Here is a 17,127-nt window from a genome sequence, read left to right on the forward strand (position 1 = left end):
TGTAATACGTACATGTTGAATTTTTATCGATAAATTCGGGATAAAACAAGTCTAAAGAAATAACGCCCATGCTAGATTTAAGTTCTGGTAAAGAACGTATTATTCAAGAGTTTGTGCCGGGTAAGCAGGTTACACTGGCACATTTAGTTGCTAATCCTACTTTGGAGTTGTGCGAGCGAGTCGGCGTGGAAAGCCGTGGTGCTATTGGCATATTAACGCTGACACCAGGTGAAACTTCCATTATTGCTGGTGATATAGCAACAAAAGCTGCTGATGTAAATATTGGCTTTCTAGACCGTTTTTCAGGTGCCTTGGTTATAACTGGCAGTGTTGCTGCGGTAGAGGAATCATTGAAAACGGTAATTAACGTGCTAGGCCAATCCCTTTCTTATAATACCTGCGACCTTACAAGAACCTAATATTAATTATGGATAATACAGCGCTGCGTCATATTGCTTTTGTTGGTGAAGTTGATGCCGGAAAATCGGCATTAATAAATATGCTTATTGACCAGCAGGCAGAAACAGGGAAGACCCAAGCTCCGATATTTTATCCCGGGCAAGTTATCGACACGCCGGGAGAGTTTATTGAAAACCGATCATGGAACGGCGCACTGCTTTCAACTATCGCGGCTGTAAAAACGATTGTTGTACTCCAGCCAGCGAATGCCAAGAGATTCTCGGCACCGAGCGGGTTACTGCACGTTTATCCTAACAAGCAGGTCGTAGGGGTTATTAGCAAGGTTGACGAAACGGATTCGGATACCTCGCGAGCCGCTTCTTTGCTCCAGCAAAATGGCATTAAAGGGCCTTATCTAGAAACCTCAATCCATGACCCTGATTCAATCGCACGCTTGTTCGAATATCTGATCACCCTTCAACCCGAGGTTCGGGTCTGATTCCGTTCATCTTTCCGAGGAATGCAGTAATGAAAACACTAATTTCAGCCGCGGATGTGAGAAAGGCCAAAGCCGAGAAAAGGCACTACTTGGTCGTTCCTGCTCACGCTTTTATTGTCACGCCAGAAGCTCGTGATGTTGCTGGCGTAGAAGGTATCGAACTTCTTGATGCTGAACCGGCCTCCGCAACCGTTAGCCCGGCACCTGCACCGAGTGTGGCAGATGTTGTTGCTGCACCTGCGCCTGTATGCCCTAACTCGTTGGCAGCAGAAATTCAAAAGGAAGTCGAATCCAAGCTACCGGCAGTGGATGGCGATAAGAGTGCGCTTATCAAGGCGCTGATTGCTCAGGCATTAAGTGATTTTGAAAAGCGTAATCCTGCTTTGCCTCGTCAGATCAACGACGACGGTATTGTCTTGGTTCGAGGTAATGCTGTTCAGCTTGGCGTATTTGATGGTGCTCCCGGTAAGAATATCGGCCTGACAGATGTGTTAGGGACCCAGGAAAATAGCAATATGGGTGTGGGCTACATGGGCTGGGAGAATGCTTTCTTCCCGTGGACCCTGTGTTACGACGAGGTCAATGTCGTGCTGGAAGGGGAACTGCATGTCAAAACGGCATCGGGTACAACTGTCGGCAAGGCGGGTGATGTCGTCTTCATTCCTAAGGGCAGCACCGTAGAGTTCGGTACGCCGACCAATGTGCGCTATGTCTACATCACTTATCCGGCTGAGTGGGCCTGATATGTCACAGAACAACACGCCGATCTTTATTACCGAAGCTGATCTCAGAGAGCACGCTGGTTTGCGCGACGGCGGGGAATTGTTTTTTGCTCCCGGGACTCGGTTTACACCTGCGGCAAGCCAACTGCTCAGTGATAAGCATATCACCGTTCGTTGGCGTAACGAGGATGGCCAGATCTTTGTTGAGAGTGACAAGGGTGGCCAGTGGGAGAGCGTCCATCCGCTCAAGAACAACAATGTGCGCCCCAAGAACGGCTGCATGCTGTGCCACTCTGAGCTTACAAGTAAGCCAGCGCTGCTGACCCATCTCGATGACACTACGCTGGTGCCCAAGACGCATCCGAGGATCACACTGCGCGGTAAGCTGGATAGCTGTATTTGCTATTGCGTGCTGCTGCAAAGCGAGATAACCGGGGGTCCCTCAACACTGAGTGGTTTTATTGCCGATATTCGCTCCTATCTTGGTCAGGTCCTCCAATGTGAGGTGACCGGTGCCGAATTGCCGTTGCCAGCGCTCGGGGAGTATTCGTCCGAGCAAGTTCACCGTTGGTCGCATCAGCCCTTGAAGTATCTTGGCCATGATCATCTTCTGCCAGATGTGACGTTTGGTCCAAATGTTGCGCGGATGAACTACCTGCGGGCGATGGTACGTGAACTCGAGCTACTTAGCTGCAGTGTCTATATGGACAGCATGATGCAAGTGCAACGCGAGGATATGGTTGCTGGCTTGAATCGCCTGTCGAGTGCGATCTACGTCGTGATGATTTTGCTGCTGCAATGCGAGCGGGGTCAATCACAGGTACTTGAGGGATTGGGCCATGAACCTGCTTGAGCAATGTCGGCAGCAGTGTCGAGCCAATCCGCGCCGTATCGTATTCCCTGATGCACTGGATGTTCGTCTGCTGCATGCCGCTCACGAGCTTAAGCAGAGCGGCTTGGCCGAACCGATCTTACTGGGAAACCCGTTCGCCTTGCGAGATTTGGCCCACCACTGTGGTATCTCCATGCCGAGCTTGACCGTGCTGGCGCCGCAGTCGGCAGGTTGCTTTGACGAGATGGTGGCGACGTATTGCGCCAAGCAGCGTAAACCTATCGAGGCAGCAGAAGCTCGCCAGCGACTGATAAAGCCGCTGGATTTCGCGATGATGATGGTTGATCAGGGATATGCCGATATCTGCGTTGCCGGCAACCTGTCTACAACCGGTGATGTGATCCGTGCCGCCATTCGCGGGGTAGGGGTAGCTCCTACGTCGCAAACGGTGTCGAGTTTTTTCATGATGCTCTCGCCGGATGGTCAAGAGGTTCATGCGTTCTCAGATGCCGGCGTGATCCCACTGCCTACCACTGAGCAGCTTGCCGACATCGCCATTGATACTGCCCGCAATTATCGTCAGCTGACCGGCAACGAGCCACGGGTTGCGATGTTGTCCTTCTCAACCAAGGGGAGTGCCAGCCATCCGACGGTAAGCAAGATGAGCGAGGCGACAGCTTTGGTTCGAGAGCGAGAGCCCGGGCTGATTATTGATGGTGAAGTTCAATTCGATGCTGCGTTCGTTCCGGCGATAGCAGCGCAGAAAATGCCAGACAGCCCACTGGGCGGACGGGCAAATGTGTTTATTTTTCCTTCTCTGAACGCAGGCAATATTGCCTACAAGGTCGCCCAGCGTTTGGGGGGGTATCTAGCGCTTGGTCCCATGCTCCAAGGACTGGCCAAGCCTGTACATGATTTATCTCGGGGCTGCAGTGCCAATGACATCATCGATATATCGGTGTTGGCTTCGAGCCTTTGCACATCCCCTTTCACTAACGGTAACAGTTGAGGAATAGATAATGGAAGCGTTAGGCATCATTGAAACAAAAGGACTGACGGCACTGATTGAAGCATCTGATGCAATGGTCAAGGCTGCTCGTGTGCAGTTAGTGGGTTACAAGCAAATCGGCTCGGGCATCGTTTCGGCCATGGTTCGCGGTGATGTTGCGGCGTGTAAGGCTGCAACCGATGCGGGTGCCGCTGCGGCTCAGCGCCTTGGCGAAGTGGTTGCAGTTCATGTGATCCCTCGTCCGCACGGTGATTTGGAAGCGATCTTCCCGATCACACCTGAAGAAGAAAAAGCGGCTGCCAAGCCTCGTACTAATACCACTAAGTAAGGATTGTCTCATGGACGCATTAGGAATTTTGGAAACCAAAGGGCTGACAGCCTTGATCGAAGCCTCTGACGCCATGGTCAAAGCTGCACGCGTTGAGCTTGTTGGTTATCAGCAAATTGGTTCTGGTTATGTAACAGCACTCATTCGCGGTGACGTTGCTTCATGCAAAGCTGCAACGGATGCTGGTTCGGTTGTCGCTCAGCGTCTGGGTGAGCTGGTGGCGGTTCATGTAATCCCTCGACCTCATCCTGATTTGGAAAAAGTGTTCCCGATCAAAGCTAACTAAGCCGTTGCCCCGGGGAAGCCCCGGGGGCGGATACGAGGTATACGGATGCGTATTGCACGAGTCATAGGCCATGTTATTGCCACGGTTCGCAGTCCAGGCATGAGGATGGACAAGCTCTGTCTGGTTGAGTTTATTGACCGTAATGGACAGACCAATGGTGATCTTCATATCGCGATGGATCAGCTCGGGGCTGGTGAAGGCGAGTGGGTGATGGTTGTGGCAGGTAGCTCTGCCCGGACGGCATACAGCGGTGGTTCGAGCGAGTGTCCGGTCGATCTCTGTGTGGTCGGCATTATTGATGAGGTAATGGCAGCCGACGAGCGGTTATACAACAAGTTCAATTAGACGCCGTGAGGTATCACTGAACTTGCGTAGATGGCTTTGAGGTTGCGCGAGAGGTTCGTAATGGATCAAATGCAGTTAGAAGAAATTGTCAGGCGTGTTGTTATCCAGCTGCAAGCTGGTGGTGTCAACACGGCTGGCAGCAGCCCGCAGAGTGGCGAAGATGGCGTGTTCCCGACCCTTGATGGGGCGGTAGCCGCGGCGAAAGAGGCCCAGCGTCAGATTCGCTCAATTGCTCTTCGGGACGAGATCATTTTAGCGTTGCGCCGGATGGCTAAAAAGCATGCCCGCGAGCTTTCTGAGATGGCCGTTGCCGAAACGGGATTCGGTCGGGTGGAAGACAAGATTGCCAAGCACCTGCTGGTGGCTCACCGGACACCGGGAACGGAAATACTGGCACCGCAGGCGGTTTCTGGCGATGCCGGGATGAGCTTGATGGAGAATGCGCCTTGGGGGGTAATTGCATCTGTGACCCCGAGTACCAACCCGTCATGTACGGTGATCAACAATGCTATCAGTATGATCGCAGCTGGCAATGCGGTGGTGTTTGCCCCTCATCCTGCCGCCAAGAAGGTATCACAGTATGCGATACAGCTGGTGAACCGTGCGGTGGTGGAAGCGGGTGGCCCTGCCAACTTGTGTACGACGGTAGCAGAGCCGTCGCTGGAAAATGCGCAGGCACTGTTTACTTACCCGGGAATCGGCTTATTGGTGGTGACGGGTGGTGATGCTGTTGTCGAGGCAGCTCGCAAGGTAACGGACAAGCGACTTATTGCAGCTGGGCCGGGTAACCCGCCTGCCGTGGTTGATGAAACCGCAGACCTGAAACGAGCCGCGATTTCAATTGTTCAAGGGGCCTCATTCGATAACAACATCGTTTGTGCGACTGAGAAAGAAATTATCGCGGTGCGTAGTATCGCCGATCAGTTGAAGGCTGAGATGTGTCGCAATGGCGCTGCCGAAATCACTCCTGAGCAGGCTGAGGCGATAGCCAAAATCGTCCTCAAAGGTTATCCGGGCGATCATCCTACCGCCAACCCGCAATGGGTCGGCAGGGATGCAGCCAAGATTGCTGCTGCGGCAGGTATTGATGTGCCGGCTGATACCCGATTGTTGGTATTTGATGCCGATAAGTCACATGTGTTTGCCGTTACAGAGCAGATGATGCCGATCATTCCGTTGATCCGTGCTGACAATGCCGATCAGGCCATTGATTGGGCGGTGGATTTGGAAAAGGGGAACCGACATACCGCGGCGATCCACTCCAAAAACATCGATGTGCTGACCCGTATGGCTTATGAGATGGATTGTAGCCTGCTGGCTAAAAATGGCCCGGCTATTGCGGCTATCGGGGCCGGCGGTGAAGGCTGGACCACGATGACGATCTCGACGCCTACCGGCGAGGGCGTGACCAACGCATTGACATTTACCCGAAAACGCCGTTGTACGGCAGTGGATGCATTTAGGATTGTATAAACCATGGATGTTCTCGAAGTAACTAACCGCCGCCTGCTTGTGATTGATGAGATTGTGAATGACGAAACCGCTGTTTCCGCTCCGGAAAAGTGGCAGGTCGGGATCGATTTAGGCACCGCTGATATCCAGACGGTTGTCGTAGACGGTGATGGCGAGCCGATTGCCGCATTCCTCGATTGGGCGGATGTGGTCCGTGACGGGGTCGTTGTCGATTACGTAGGGGCTTGCCGGTTGGTTCGCGAGCAACTGGCCAAGGTTGAGCGTAAGTTGGGTGTCACGGTCGAGAGGGCCGTGACCTCATATCCGCCGGGTACCGATCCAAGAATATCGATCAATGTCGTCGAGTCGGCAGGCATTGAAGTGAGCGATGTCGTTGATGAGCCGTGTAGCGTAGCGGCATTGCTGGAAATTACCGATGGGGCGGTTGTTGATGTCGGTGGCGGTACGACCGGTACAGCCATTATCGCTGAGGGCCAACTGGTGGCATCAGAAGATGAGCCATCCGGTGGTCGCCATGTCAGCCTGACGATAGCGGGTGGGCTTGGGGTCTCCATTGAAGAGGCGGAGCAGCATAAGCGCTGCAGTCAGGATGATCCGATGGTTGCCGCGATGGCCAAGCCTGTTGTCGAAAAGATGGCAGATATCGTAGCCGGCCATATTCAGGCCCATCAACCTAGCAATATCTATTTGACCGGGGGCGGAACGCTTATCGCTGGATTTAGTGATGTATTCCGCCGTGCCTTCCCGCATATCACTATCGTTGAATTGTCCAAGGCGCTTTACCTTACGCCGCTGGCGATAGCCAGTTATGGCCTGTCAGGGAAAGGAGATAAGTGATGACCATTCCCACTGCCGAAATCGCTCATATTGTTCAGCAAACCTTGCTTCAAAGCCAGCCATACCGGGGATTTACCTTCCGTTCGCCAGCCGTGACGGTATGCGGAGGGAATGCCATCCACCAATTGGGAACGGTGCTCAAGGATCTTGGGGCAAGCCATGTCTTTTTAGTCGCTGATCGTTTGGTTCACCAATTAGGGCTGACGCGTGGTTGCGAGCAGTCTATCGCCTTGTCTGGGTTGTCGCTGACGCTGTTCAGCGATGTCGAGGGCGAACCCGATAGTCAGTTGATCCGTCGCGGTCAACAGCAATTGCTGGCATGCGGGGCGGATTTTGTGGTGGGAATCGGTGGCGGTTCGGCATTGGATGCCGCGAAGGCTATTGCCGTCTTGGGGGACTATGACGGCCTGATCTCTGTATTTAAGGTCGGTGGGCTGGCTTCTCGTCATGTTGGGCTAGGGGCGATTCCTACTACCGCCGGTACGGGTTCGGAAGTCACCGATATTACCGTTATCAAAGAAGTTGAAACCGGGATCAAAGTACCGGTGAAAGGGCCTGCGCTGGTCCCTGATTTGGCCCTGCTTGATCCGGCGCTGATGTTGGATGTGCCGGCCAGCATAACCGCAGCAACAGGTATCGACACCTTGACTCATGCCGTTGAGGCCTATGTATCGCGAAATGCTAATTTGCTGTCTCGCGCATACGCTTACCATGCGGTTGAAACCTTGGTTCAGGCTTTGCCGGTTGCCGTAGGTTATGGACACGATCTTGACCGTCGCTATGAGATGGCCGTTGCTGCCTACAAAGCTGGGTTGGCATTTAGTAATGCCGGGTTGGGATTAACCCATGCAATAGCCCATCAGGTAGGCGCGCGTTATCACATTGCCCACGGGGTTGCCAATGCCGTGCTGTTGCCTTACGTGATGGCATTCAATGCCTTGAGTTGCGAGGCGGATTACGCAGAATTGGCACAGGCGCTGGGTGTTGCGCGCGAGGGGATGACAACCCGTGAAAAGTGTCGGGCATCGGTATTGGCAGTTCGCCAATTGGTGCTCGATCTCGGTTTGCCGACCAATTTTGCCGATATCGGTATCGTTGAACGCGATTTGCCGCAATTGGCAGAGCAGGCAATGAAGGATATCTGTCTGGTTGGTAACCCGCGTCAGGTTGAACTGGCGCAAATTGAGAGTTTGCTCAAGCAGGTTATCGCCGGTGAGTTGCCAGCGGGGTACTGCTGATGGAGCGCAAAACTATCCATAGTGTGGGGATCGATATCGGTACCACGACGACTCAGGTGATTTTCTCAGATCTGACCGTGGTTAACCGTGCCCCTGCATCACAGGTTCCTGTTTATGAATTTGTCGAGCGGGAAATTACCTACCAGAGTCCCGTTGAGTTCACCCCGATCAATTATCAGGGCACGCTGGATGCCCAGGCTGTGCGTCAGTTTATCGAGCAGCAGATCCAGCAAGCCGGTCTGGCTGCCGAAGGCGTAGAGACCGGTGCGATTATCATTACTGGTGAGACAGCCAAGGCCCATAACGCAAGAACCGCGCTGCTCGATCTTTCCCAGCAGCTTGGGGATTTTGTTGTCGCGACTGCTGGCCCCAACCTTGAATCTGTTATTGCGGGCCGGGGCAGCGGTGCGCAGGAGCGCTCGGCGCAGCAGCACCAGAGAATAATGAACATCGATATCGGTGGGGGCACCTCGAACTATGTGGTGTTTGACTGCGGCCGAGTGGTAGAGACGGCGTGTCTGAATATTGGTGGTCGCTTGGTCGAGTTGGATCAGGAAGGCAATGTCGCTTATTTGCACAAGCCCGCCTTGGCCGTCATTAAGTCGTTATTCGGCGAGGCTTTGCATCCACGGCAGGTAACGCAGGATCACCTTAAGCGGGTAGTTGATCGCATGGCGGAGTTAATCGTCGAAGTGATGCTGGGCGAGTTGTCCCCACTGGCTGTTCAACTGCTGCAAACTCCGGCGATGTCGGATCTTGCCAATATAGATGCTGTGTATTTGAGTGGCGGCGTCGGCGAGTGCTATTACCGCCCGCCTGTAACCGCAACCTTGTATGGTGATGTTGGCCCTGCACTGGCCCAAGCATTGCAGCGCAATCCATCAATGGCCGCTTCGCCTGTTCAGCCCCCGTCCCAAACGGTAAGGGCGACAGTGATTGGGGCGGGTGCCTATTCGCTGAGCCTGTCAGGTGCCACGATCTGGCTGAATTCGGCCGAATTGCCGATTAAGAATATTCCCGTTATCCATCCCGCTATTGACTGGAGCGTATCTAGCCCAGCGCTTTGTGAGGCGATTTGCTTGGCGGGAGAGCGGATGGATTTGGCATTGGGGATTGACCGTTATGCCGTTGCCATCGATGGCGGAATGCCCGTGACCTATGCTGCTGTCCAGCATGTCGCCCAAGAGTTAGCCCGATTTTACCAGAACCATGGCAATCACCATGACCCGGCTTTCGTTATCGTTCACAACGATATCGGCAAAGCGCTGGGGATGGAGTTGCAGCCACAACTGGCTCCGCAGCCAGTGAGTGTGATTGATGAGGTGATTACCCGCGAGGGGGATTACATCGATATAGGCAAAAGTTACTTCGGCGGGGAGATCGTTCCACTGACCGTTAAATCTCTCGCCTTCCCGTCTTAAAAGGAGTGTTATAGATGAAGTTGAAAACACACTTGTTCGGCCAGACTTACCAGTTCAGGGATGTCAAAGACGTCCTTGCCAAGGCATCAGACCTGCGTTCAGGGGATGTGCTGGCTGGTGTGGCTGCGCAAACAGCCCAAGAGCGTGTGGCAGCAAAGCATGTTTTGTCCGAGCTGACTCTAAACGATTTGCGTGAAAACCCTGTGGTCAGCTACGAGGATGATCTGATCACTCGAATCAACCAGGACAGCCTCAACCGCGCGACATTCGAGCGGATTAAAAACTGGACGGTAAGTGAGCTGCGCGAATATATCCTGTCTGATAGCAAGACCAACGAGGATACTGAACGTCTGCGCAAAGGCTTAACCGCCGAGATGGTGTCTGCGGTAGCCAAGCTGTGTTCGAACGGTGACTTGATGTATGGCGCAAGTCAGATGCCGGTAGTGACCAAGGCAAATTCAACCGTCGGTTTGCCGGGGCACTTCAGCTGCCGTCTCCAGCCGAACGATACCCGTGACAATGTGAGCTCTATTCTTGCGCAAACATTCGAAGGTCTGTCTTACGGTTGCGGTGATGCTGTGATTGGTATCAACCCTGTGACCGATAGTGTGGAAAACACCACCCAGATGCTGCTTGCATTGCAAGAGGTGATCGATAAGTGGCAGATCCCAACCCAGCCTTGTGTCTTGGCACACATTACCACTCAGATGGAAGCGGTACGCCGTGGTGCACCTGGCGGCTTGTTGTTCCAGAGTATTGCCGGCTCTGAAAAGGGCCTGTCTGAATTTGGCGTATCGGTCGATATGCTTGATGAAGCCTATGAGATCGGTAAGCAGTATTGTCAGCTGGCTGGCAATAACGTGATGTATTTTGAAACCGGGCAGGGCTCTGAGCTCTCCGCAAACGCCCACCACGGTGCCGACCAAATGACAATGGAGGCACGTTGCTATGCCTTGGCTCGCCGTTACAAGCCGCACTTGGTTAATACCGTTGTCGGCTTTATTGGCCCTGAGTACCTCTATAACCACCAACAGATCATCCGTGCAGGTTTGGAAGACCATTTCATGGGCAAGCTTTCAGGCATTCCGATGGGTTGTGATGCTTGCTATACCAACCATGCCGATACCGATCAGAACTCGAACGAGAACCTATTGACGTTACTGGCGGCTGCCGGGGTGAACTTCGTGATCGGTATGCCGATGGGCGATGACATCATGCTCAATTACCAGACTACCTCCTTCCATGACACGGCGACGGTTCGCCAGCTGTTGCGCCTGCGTCCAGCACCTGAATTCGAAGCGTGGATGGAAACGATGGGACTCATGGAAAATGGCCGTCTTACCGCTAAGGCGGGCGACCCATCTATTTTCTTCAAATAAGGGAGCGAGCCTGAAATGAACGAACAAGCAATTCGCGATATCGTCGCGACGGTAATGGCGCAGCTGGGTGAGTCAACGGTTACTCCGGCTGCTGTGACAAAGGTTGTGACAGAGGCGGTTCCTGCGGTGGCGGAAACCAGTCAGGAGTCATTGCCAGATCTGGGTGACAAGTGCTTCAAAAAGTGGAACGGCATTGAGAATGCTGCCGAGCGTAAAGTGATTGAGGATTTGATGTCTCAGACTGATGCTCGCGTAGGAACGGGACGTACCGGTCCTCGTCCGAGAACGACGGCGTTACTGCGTTTCCTTGCCGATCACTCACGCTCTAAAGATACCGTATTGAAGAACGTGGAATCATCTTGGCTTGAGCAGCGTGGCTTGATGGAAGTGCAGTCCTGCGCTCATGACAAAGATGAGTACCTGACTCGCCCTGACTTGGGTCGTCAACTGAATGATGAGGCACGTGAGCTGATCAAGGCTAAATGCAAGCAGGCTCCGCAGGTTCAGGTTGTGCTCTCTGATGGTTTGAGCCTTGATGCGGTAACGGTAAACCATGACGAAATTTTGCCGCCGCTACTTAACGGCCTCAAACAGGCGGGGCTGGACGTAGGGACGCCATTCTTCCTCCGCTATGGCCGGGTTAAGGCTCAAGATGAAATCGGTATGTTGCTCAATGCCGAAGTGAACCTGCTGTTGATCGGTGAGCGTCCGGGATTGGGCCAGTCAGAATCATTGAGCTGTTATGCCATTTATCGTCCGACACCTGAAACCGTGGAGTCGGATCGTACGGTTATCTCGAATATTCATGCTGGTGGTACACCACCGGTTGAAGCGGCGGCCGTGATTGTTGATTTAGTGAAGACCATGCTGGCGCAAAAAGCCAGTGGCATCAACCTCAAGCGTTAAGGATAGGACGATGGCGATTTTAGATAAGATCCAACCTTCGGTATTGGCGACACGCGTTATCGCATCGGTCGATCCAGTCTATAAGGAAAAATTGGGGCTTCAGCCGCATCATAACAGTATCGGCCTGATCACGGCCGACTGTGATGATGTGACATATTGCGCCTTGGACGAAGCCACCAAGGCTGCCAATGTGGACGTGGTCTATGCCCGTTCATTTTACGCTGGGGCAGCCCATTCATCGGGCCCAACCTCTGGTGAGGTAATCGGTATTCTGGCCGCTGCTTGTCCAGCAGATGTGATTGCCGGGCTGGAAAGGGCCAAAGCCTTTATCGAAGACGAAGCGGGTTTCCAGTGCGCCGATGAGAACGGGGATATTGCGTTTTTTGCCCATTTGGTTTCTTCCACTGGTACATATTTGTCTGCTGAGGCAGGTGTCGAGCAGGGCGAAGCATTGGCGTATTTGATCGCGCCACCGCTTGAGGCGATGTTCGGTATTGATGCCGCCCTGAAGGCCGCGGATGTCAAACTCGTGAACTTGTTTGCTCCGCCATCTGAGACCAACTTCGGTGGTGGTCACTTGACGGGCTCACAGGCAGCATGCCGTGCTGCTTGCGAGGCGTTCCAGGCTGCTGTCCTTGATGTCGCGCGTCAGCCAATCGGTCGTTAATAAGGGAGAGGCATCGTGAACCCGTTACTTCAAAAGGTCCAGGAAGCTGGTGTTGTTGGTGCGGGTGGGGCAGGTTTTCCCACCTATATGAAATTAGACTGCCAGGTCGACTGGGTCTTGGCCAACGGTGCCGAGTGTGAGCCTTTGCTCAACAAAGACCAGATGCTGATGCAGCATCACGCCAAAGAGCTTTTTGGCGGGATGCAGCTGGCGATGGCTGAAACCGGCGCCAAATATGGTGCAGTGGGTATCAAGCGCAAGCATGCCGATACCATCGCCTGTTTGGAGCTGGTTAGGCCGGAAAATATCAGCTTGCTGTTAATGGATGACGTTTACCCCGCCGGGGATGAGGTTGAGCTTGTCTTCCATGCTACGGGTAAACGGATTCCTGCTGGTGGCCTACCGAAAGAAATTGGTGTGGTGGTCAACAATGTTGAGTCGTTTATCAATGTCTTCCGCGCAGCTCAAGGCGCGGGGGTCACTCACACCATGGTGACGGTTAACGGCGCGGTTCAGCGCCCGTATACCGCTTGGTTGCCGGTCGGTATGGCATACCGAGAAGCTGTCGCTTTGGCGGGGGGGGCGACCTGTGCCGATCCTGTGATTGTTGATGGTGGCCCGATGATGGGACGGGTGACGGAAGATGACAGCAAGGTACTGACAAAAGCATCCAGTGGCTTGTTGGTGCTGCCACGCTCAGGTCGAGTAGCCAAATACAAGCTACGCACACCAGAGGATCTGCGCCGAATCGGCAAGTCAGCCTGTGACCAGTGTGGCCAATGTACGGCAATGTGCCCGCGCAGCTTGCTGGGCTATCCGGTCAAGCCGCACTTGGCAATGCGGGCGCTGCAAGTATCCGGTGGTGACAACCGCAGTTTTGCTTTGGCTGCTCAGGCATGTTGTGAGTGTAATTTGTGTTCGATGTGGTCATGTCCGGAAGGGTTGGATCCAAGCCGGGTATGCGTTACGACCAAGCAGGTATTGCGTGAAGAAGGCCGTTGGCAAACGCCGGAGCAGTTGCAGGCCCAAACCGTTGATGTCCACCCAATGCGTGAATATCGCGGTGTGCCGACTAAGCGTTTGGTGCAGCGTCTTGAGCTGACAGAGTACGCCAAGCAAGAGGTGGTTTTCCTTACCGATGAGGTGAGTCCCGAACGTGTTGAAATCTTGTTGTCTCAGCATATCGGAAAGCCCGCCGAAGCCATTGTCACTATTGGCGATAGAGTGGTTGTCGGCCAGTGTATTGGCCGAGCGGCACCTGAGTCATTGAGTGCTGCAGTACACGCCAGTATCGACGGGGTTGTAACCGCCGTTGGTCAGAGCATTGTGATCGAGCGAAAAACGGACGTAAACGAGAGTAAGACATGTTGAATGCAATTGGTTGTATTGAATTGAATTCTATTGCCCGAGGATTTCAGGTCGCGGATGCAATGCTGAAGGCTGCCCACGTGGAAATCGTATTTAATCGTACGATTTGCCCCGGTAAGTTCATGGTGATGGTTGCCGGTGATGTGGCGGCCGTCGAGGCATCGGTTCATGCTGGTCTGGCTATCGGAAAAGGGGATGTCGTTGATGAATTGGTGATTGCCAATGTGCATCCTGATGTCTTTCCGGCCATAGCCGGTACCCGCGTAGTGGAGCGTCCGGCTGCACTTGGTATCGTTGAGACATTCTCAGTTGCAGCCATCGTTGAGGCCGCGGATGCGGCCGTCAAGGCGGCCAATGTTGAGTTGCTTGAGGTACATATGGCGATGGCAATCGGTGGTAAGGGCTTTGTCACGATGACCGGTGATGTTGCTGCTGTTCAGGCTGCGGTCGATGCTGCTGTTAATCGAATTGGCCATCGAGGTGTATTGGTCGACAAGGTGGTGATTGCCCAGCCTCGCAAGGAAATTTTAGAGGGGAAAATATAACGCGCAATAACAGTAAAGGAACAAGGATTGGGCCCAAAAGGCTGAAAAGTTTCACCAAAGTATCGCTAGACAGGGTGTCTGATACCACCTGATTACCGGGAAGGGATTCTGCCCCACGTTAGCTAGCTGTTTTTAGAAGGAAGGTCTTTATGAATGACGTGATTCTGTATGTAATGGTTGGCTTCATGGTCCTAGGGGCGGTTGACAAAGTATTGGGCAACCGCTGGGGATATGGAGAGAAGTTTGAGGAAGGTTTCATGGCGATGGGGTCACTGGCACTGGCGATGGTCGGTGTGGTGAGTTTGGCGCCTGTACTCGCTTCGTTGCTGAGCCCTGTTGTTGTACCACTGTATACAATGTTAGGGGCTGACCCGGCTATGTTTGCGGGCACCTTGCTGGCTAACGATATGGGTGGTTACCCATTGGCAAAGAGCATGGCGGAAACTGAGGCGGCCGGTATATTCTCTGGCTTGATCCTTGGCGCGATGATGGGGCCAACCTTGGTCTTCACCATTCCTGTTGCTCTTGGCATCATCGAAAAGAAGGACACCCCTTATCTCGCCCGTGGCGTTCTGATCGGTATGACGACTATTCCGGTGGGATGTTTGGTTGGCGGTCTGGTTGCCGGTTTTGAGTTTTCGATGGTACTGGCTAATCTAATTCCTATCGTAATTGTGGCTGGCCTTATTGCTGTTGGCTTGTGGCTTAAGCCCGATGCGATGATCCGTGGCTTTGAAGTTTTCGGTAAAGGTGTCGTTGCGATTATTACCATTGCGTTGGCGGCTATCGTGGTTGAAACCCTGACAGGCATTGTCGTGATTCCAGGAATGGCGCCTATTTCTGATGGTATCGAGATCATCGGTGCCATTGCTATCGTACTCGCCGGTGCATTCCCAATGGTGCACTTCATTACCAAGTACTTGAATAAGCCTTTGGTTAAGCTGGGAAGTGCGATGGGTATGGGTGAAACTGCTGCTGCGGGTCTGGTTGCCACTTTGGCGAACAATATTGCGATGTTCAATATCATGAAAGATATGGATGACCGCGGTAAGGTCATCAACGTGGCGTTTGCTGTGTGTGCCTCGTTTGTTTTCGGTGATCACCTTGGCTTTACTGCTGCTGTGAATAGCGACATGATTTCAGCGGTGGTTGCCGGTAAGCTAGTAGGAGGCATTTGTGCCTTGGTGCTGGCGGTTTATGTGACCCGCAACATGGGAGTAGATAAATCTGCGCCGAAGCATGAGGAGGCAACGGCTTAATTGCTATTGCTATCTTTGACCCAATAAAAATCACCGCCCGAAGGCGGTGATTTTTTTTATTTATCGAGTGTATGAAGTAGCTCGTTGAGCTCTTTGGTCAAGGATTCTGTTTTAGGATCGAATTCTTTCATTGCGGCATAGGTGTCGGCCATCAGCTTGTCTTGCATTTCCGTTAGTGCCTTGTCGGCAATGATTGCCTCGCGCTTATCCGCCATGGCTTGCTTGGCGGCAGCAAAGTCACGGATCATGCTGCTGCGCTCTTCTTCGCTGAGTTTGTCATTGCGCAGTGCTGTCTGCAATTCTTTGGCTTTGGCAATGAATTCATCAGGGTTGTAACCAACCTGCTCGGCTTTTTGATGGTAGGCCAGTTCAAAGGCTTTGGCTTGAGCTGTTAGTTCGGGATGTGCCTTTAGTGTTTGCTGGCGGATACTCGAAAGATCACGCTGAAGAGTGTTGATTCGGTAGATGGTTTCTTTTTGATTGGCAACTGTATCGGTTGCGGCATCGCTAGCACGAACCTGCGGTGCGATAGCAAACAGGGCTGCAAGCATCAGCGGTAGGCTGTATTTCATGAACTGTTGTGCCATCGATGGCAGTGCAGATAGGCGTGAGGTGCGATTGTGCAAGCTGTTTTGCATAGTGTGGACCTTTGTTGCTGTTATCGTATTTGTGTGGTGTACGCTCGAAATGTAACCAAGCAGATGTTGGTGAATGTCAAGAGTGTGTCATGAATCCTGCATACAAACTGAATGGTATGGCTAGAAGGGATATTTTGCTGCGATTGCTGGGGATAAGCGATTGTTTTTTTTCAATAGCTAAAAAAAAGCCGGCAATCCATATGCCGGCAATAGAGAGATAGTTAATTATGATGGGTTATTCTTCGCCCTTCAGGAACTTGACGTCAAGTTCACAGAAAGCCAACAAGATTTTCGCGGCTGCGGCATAGAAGCCGAATGGGTCGCGTGACTGGGTGGCTTGGGTAAATGTCGGTAGCCAGTTCAGCAGCATGGTATTGAGGAAATCGAGCTGGGCTTGCATCAGTTCCTCAGTTTTCTCTTCGCTGGTCTGCTGGTTGGCCATGATGATTAGGTTACCCATGAAATCCAACTCGACGGCAAGGTGATCTGCCGGTTCGTTGAATTCCTTACGCTGGGCGATACCGTAATCATCCATTAGCTTGTTCATATCCTGAGCTGGCTTGTCATTCATCAGGCCAGACTCACCAACATACATGGAGGCATAAGGCAGTGCACCAGATTTTGGTGTGCTCAAAAATAGTCCACAGAAATCCGCAGCCAGTTCAAGCTGGGCATCTTCTCGTGCATTCAAACGTTCCAGCGCATCACGGAATGATGCAACGGGTGCCGCTAGCTCCGGGGTCATCGCCAAACCGGAGAAGAAGGTGACCATGTCGCCGTTGTTGTATTCAGTAATGTCTTGCTCGGTTAGCTCGCGGGCAAACAGGGAAGACATCCACCAGTAAATTTCGGCACGTTGTTCGTTGAAAGCGATGAATTCTTTCATGGTTACTCCATGTTCGGGTATGGCTTGGGATTGTTCGGCCATACGAAAAACGTATTCAAATATCAGAATGCATACGCATAGTATATGTGA

Annotated in this window: 20 protein-coding genes; 18 read left to right on the forward strand and 2 right to left on the reverse strand. The window is 52.8% G+C overall.

The annotated features are described in order from the left end of the window. Positions 1 to 68 precede the first annotated feature (68 nt). The 18 genes from eutS (at position 69) to eutH (ending at position 15,513) form a co-directional block, all read left to right on the forward strand. Positions 69 to 419, forward strand: coding sequence for an ethanolamine utilization microcompartment protein EutS (gene eutS / locus ABT56_RS05925; protein WP_047877947.1), 351 nt, complete (start codon positions 69 to 71; stop codon positions 417 to 419). An 8-nt stretch (positions 420 to 427) separates the two neighbouring features. After that, positions 428 to 898 (forward strand): EutP/PduV family microcompartment system protein, encoded by a 471-nt coding sequence (locus tag ABT56_RS05930; RefSeq protein ID WP_053062384.1) that lies wholly within the window; start codon positions 428 to 430, stop codon positions 896 to 898. A gap of 29 nt (positions 899 to 927) precedes the next feature. Beyond that, positions 928 to 1,641 carry an ethanolamine utilization acetate kinase EutQ gene (eutQ, locus tag ABT56_RS05935; protein ID WP_047877948.1) on the forward strand — a complete coding sequence of 238 codons (714 nt, stop codon included), beginning with the start codon at positions 928 to 930 and terminating at the stop codon, positions 1,639 to 1,641. Between the two features lies 1 nt (position 1,642). Further along, positions 1,643 to 2,473, forward strand: a complete 831-nt coding sequence (gene eutT, locus ABT56_RS05940; RefSeq protein WP_047877949.1) for an ethanolamine utilization cob(I)yrinic acid a,c-diamide adenosyltransferase EutT — start codon at positions 1,643 to 1,645, stop codon at positions 2,471 to 2,473. Continuing rightward, positions 2,460 to 3,461, forward strand: a complete 1,002-nt coding sequence (pta, locus tag ABT56_RS05945; RefSeq protein WP_047877950.1) for a phosphate acetyltransferase — start codon at positions 2,460 to 2,462, stop codon at positions 3,459 to 3,461. The genes eutT and pta overlap by 14 nt, the downstream gene beginning before the upstream one ends. A 10-nt stretch (positions 3,462 to 3,471) precedes the next feature. Continuing rightward, positions 3,472 to 3,789, forward strand: a complete 318-nt coding sequence (eutM, locus tag ABT56_RS05950) for an ethanolamine utilization microcompartment protein EutM (RefSeq protein WP_047877951.1) — start codon at positions 3,472 to 3,474, stop codon at positions 3,787 to 3,789. Positions 3,790 to 3,799: 10 nt separating this feature from the next. Then, a complete protein-coding gene (gene eutM, locus ABT56_RS05955; protein WP_047877952.1) occupies positions 3,800 to 4,075 on the forward strand; it encodes an ethanolamine utilization microcompartment protein EutM in 276 nt (91 codons plus the stop codon). Positions 4,076 to 4,120: 45 nt separating this feature from the next. Continuing rightward, on the forward strand, positions 4,121 to 4,420 hold the full coding sequence (locus ABT56_RS05960; RefSeq protein WP_047877953.1) for a EutN/CcmL family microcompartment protein: 300 nt from the start codon (positions 4,121 to 4,123) through the stop codon (positions 4,418 to 4,420). A gap of 60 nt (positions 4,421 to 4,480) precedes the next feature. Continuing rightward, positions 4,481 to 5,893: an aldehyde dehydrogenase family protein gene (locus ABT56_RS05965; RefSeq protein ID WP_047877954.1), complete on the forward strand. Its 1,413-nt coding sequence runs from the start codon at positions 4,481 to 4,483 to the stop codon at positions 5,891 to 5,893. A gap of 3 nt (positions 5,894 to 5,896) precedes the next feature. Then, complete coding sequence (eutJ, locus tag ABT56_RS05970; protein ID WP_053062385.1) at positions 5,897 to 6,730, forward strand: ethanolamine utilization protein EutJ; 834 nt, start codon at positions 5,897 to 5,899, stop codon at positions 6,728 to 6,730. Further along, the gene (locus ABT56_RS05975; RefSeq protein ID WP_053062386.1) at positions 6,730 to 7,968 is read left to right on the forward strand and encodes an iron-containing alcohol dehydrogenase; all 1,239 of its coding nucleotides are present in this window, start codon (positions 6,730 to 6,732) and stop codon (positions 7,966 to 7,968) included. Before eutJ ends, ABT56_RS05975 begins: the two co-directional genes overlap by 1 nt. Then, on the forward strand, positions 7,968 to 9,389 hold the full coding sequence (locus ABT56_RS05980; protein WP_047877955.1) for an ethanolamine ammonia-lyase reactivating factor EutA: 1,422 nt from the start codon (positions 7,968 to 7,970) through the stop codon (positions 9,387 to 9,389). The genes ABT56_RS05975 and ABT56_RS05980 overlap by 1 nt, the downstream gene beginning before the upstream one ends. Positions 9,390 to 9,403: 14 nt before the next feature. Next, on the forward strand, positions 9,404 to 10,768 hold the full coding sequence (locus ABT56_RS05985) for an ethanolamine ammonia-lyase subunit EutB (RefSeq protein WP_047877956.1): 1,365 nt from the start codon (positions 9,404 to 9,406) through the stop codon (positions 10,766 to 10,768). A gap of 15 nt (positions 10,769 to 10,783) precedes the next feature. Continuing rightward, positions 10,784 to 11,674, forward strand: a complete 891-nt coding sequence (gene eutC, locus ABT56_RS05990) for an ethanolamine ammonia-lyase subunit EutC (protein WP_047877957.1) — start codon at positions 10,784 to 10,786, stop codon at positions 11,672 to 11,674. A 10-nt stretch (positions 11,675 to 11,684) separates the two neighbouring features. Then, positions 11,685 to 12,341, forward strand: coding sequence for an ethanolamine utilization microcompartment protein EutL (eutL, locus tag ABT56_RS05995; RefSeq protein ID WP_047877958.1), 657 nt, complete (start codon positions 11,685 to 11,687; stop codon positions 12,339 to 12,341). Between the two features lie 15 nt (positions 12,342 to 12,356). Next, the gene (locus ABT56_RS06000; protein ID WP_047877959.1) at positions 12,357 to 13,712 is read left to right on the forward strand and encodes a 4Fe-4S dicluster domain-containing protein; all 1,356 of its coding nucleotides are present in this window, start codon (positions 12,357 to 12,359) and stop codon (positions 13,710 to 13,712) included. Then, complete coding sequence (locus tag ABT56_RS06005; RefSeq protein WP_047877960.1) at positions 13,706 to 14,254, forward strand: BMC domain-containing protein; 549 nt, start codon at positions 13,706 to 13,708, stop codon at positions 14,252 to 14,254. The genes ABT56_RS06000 and ABT56_RS06005 overlap by 7 nt, the downstream gene beginning before the upstream one ends. A 149-nt stretch (positions 14,255 to 14,403) precedes the next feature. After that, positions 14,404 to 15,513: an ethanolamine utilization protein EutH gene (gene eutH / locus ABT56_RS06010; protein WP_047877961.1), complete on the forward strand. Its 1,110-nt coding sequence runs from the start codon at positions 14,404 to 14,406 to the stop codon at positions 15,511 to 15,513. Between the two features lie 56 nt (positions 15,514 to 15,569). Here eutH and ABT56_RS06015 read toward each other — a convergent pair whose 3' ends face one another. Both ABT56_RS06015 and torD read right to left on the reverse strand, forming a co-directional pair. Then, positions 15,570 to 16,151 (reverse strand): UDP-glucose 6-dehydrogenase family protein, encoded by a 582-nt coding sequence (locus tag ABT56_RS06015; RefSeq protein ID WP_053062387.1) that lies wholly within the window; start codon positions 16,149 to 16,151, stop codon positions 15,570 to 15,572. Between the two features lie 235 nt (positions 16,152 to 16,386). Next, on the reverse strand, positions 16,387 to 17,037 hold the full coding sequence (torD, locus tag ABT56_RS06020; protein WP_047877962.1) for a molecular chaperone TorD: 651 nt from the start codon (positions 17,035 to 17,037) through the stop codon (positions 16,387 to 16,389). Positions 17,038 to 17,127 lie beyond the last annotated feature (90 nt).

The sequence above is a fragment of the Photobacterium aquae genome, from assembly GCF_001029445.1.
Classification (GTDB): domain Bacteria; phylum Pseudomonadota; class Gammaproteobacteria; order Enterobacterales; family Vibrionaceae; genus Photobacterium; species Photobacterium aquae.

What these genes read in the sequence shown, in the direction of transcription:
- eutS (WP_047877947.1), top strand. Translation starts at nt 69, where the DNA reads ATGCTAGATTTAAGTTCTGGTAAAGAACGTATTATTCAAGAGTTTGTG.
- ABT56_RS05930 (WP_053062384.1), top strand. Translation starts at nt 428, where the DNA reads ATGGATAATACAGCGCTGCGTCATATTGCTTTTGTTGGTGAAGTTGAT.
- eutQ (WP_047877948.1), top strand. Translation starts at nt 928, where the DNA reads ATGAAAACACTAATTTCAGCCGCGGATGTGAGAAAGGCCAAAGCCGAG.
- eutT (WP_047877949.1), top strand. Translation starts at nt 1,643, where the DNA reads ATGTCACAGAACAACACGCCGATCTTTATTACCGAAGCTGATCTCAGA.
- pta (WP_047877950.1), top strand. Translation starts at nt 2,460, where the DNA reads ATGAACCTGCTTGAGCAATGTCGGCAGCAGTGTCGAGCCAATCCGCGC.
- eutM (WP_047877951.1), top strand. Translation starts at nt 3,472, where the DNA reads ATGGAAGCGTTAGGCATCATTGAAACAAAAGGACTGACGGCACTGATT.
- eutM (WP_047877952.1), top strand. Translation starts at nt 3,800, where the DNA reads ATGGACGCATTAGGAATTTTGGAAACCAAAGGGCTGACAGCCTTGATC.
- ABT56_RS05960 (WP_047877953.1), top strand. Translation starts at nt 4,121, where the DNA reads ATGCGTATTGCACGAGTCATAGGCCATGTTATTGCCACGGTTCGCAGT.
- ABT56_RS05965 (WP_047877954.1), top strand. Translation starts at nt 4,481, where the DNA reads ATGGATCAAATGCAGTTAGAAGAAATTGTCAGGCGTGTTGTTATCCAG.
- eutJ (WP_053062385.1), top strand. Translation starts at nt 5,897, where the DNA reads ATGGATGTTCTCGAAGTAACTAACCGCCGCCTGCTTGTGATTGATGAG.
- ABT56_RS05975 (WP_053062386.1), top strand. Translation starts at nt 6,730, where the DNA reads ATGACCATTCCCACTGCCGAAATCGCTCATATTGTTCAGCAAACCTTG.
- ABT56_RS05980 (WP_047877955.1), top strand. Translation starts at nt 7,968, where the DNA reads ATGGAGCGCAAAACTATCCATAGTGTGGGGATCGATATCGGTACCACG.
- ABT56_RS05985 (WP_047877956.1), top strand. Translation starts at nt 9,404, where the DNA reads ATGAAGTTGAAAACACACTTGTTCGGCCAGACTTACCAGTTCAGGGAT.
- eutC (WP_047877957.1), top strand. Translation starts at nt 10,784, where the DNA reads ATGAACGAACAAGCAATTCGCGATATCGTCGCGACGGTAATGGCGCAG.
- eutL (WP_047877958.1), top strand. Translation starts at nt 11,685, where the DNA reads ATGGCGATTTTAGATAAGATCCAACCTTCGGTATTGGCGACACGCGTT.
- ABT56_RS06005 (WP_047877960.1), top strand. Translation starts at nt 13,706, where the DNA reads ATGTTGAATGCAATTGGTTGTATTGAATTGAATTCTATTGCCCGAGGA.
- eutH (WP_047877961.1), top strand. Translation starts at nt 14,404, where the DNA reads ATGAATGACGTGATTCTGTATGTAATGGTTGGCTTCATGGTCCTAGGG.
- ABT56_RS06015 (WP_053062387.1), bottom strand. Translation starts at nt 16,151, where the DNA reads ATGCAAAACAGCTTGCACAATCGCACCTCACGCCTATCTGCACTGCCA.
- torD (WP_047877962.1), bottom strand. Translation starts at nt 17,037, where the DNA reads ATGAAAGAATTCATCGCTTTCAACGAACAACGTGCCGAAATTTACTGG.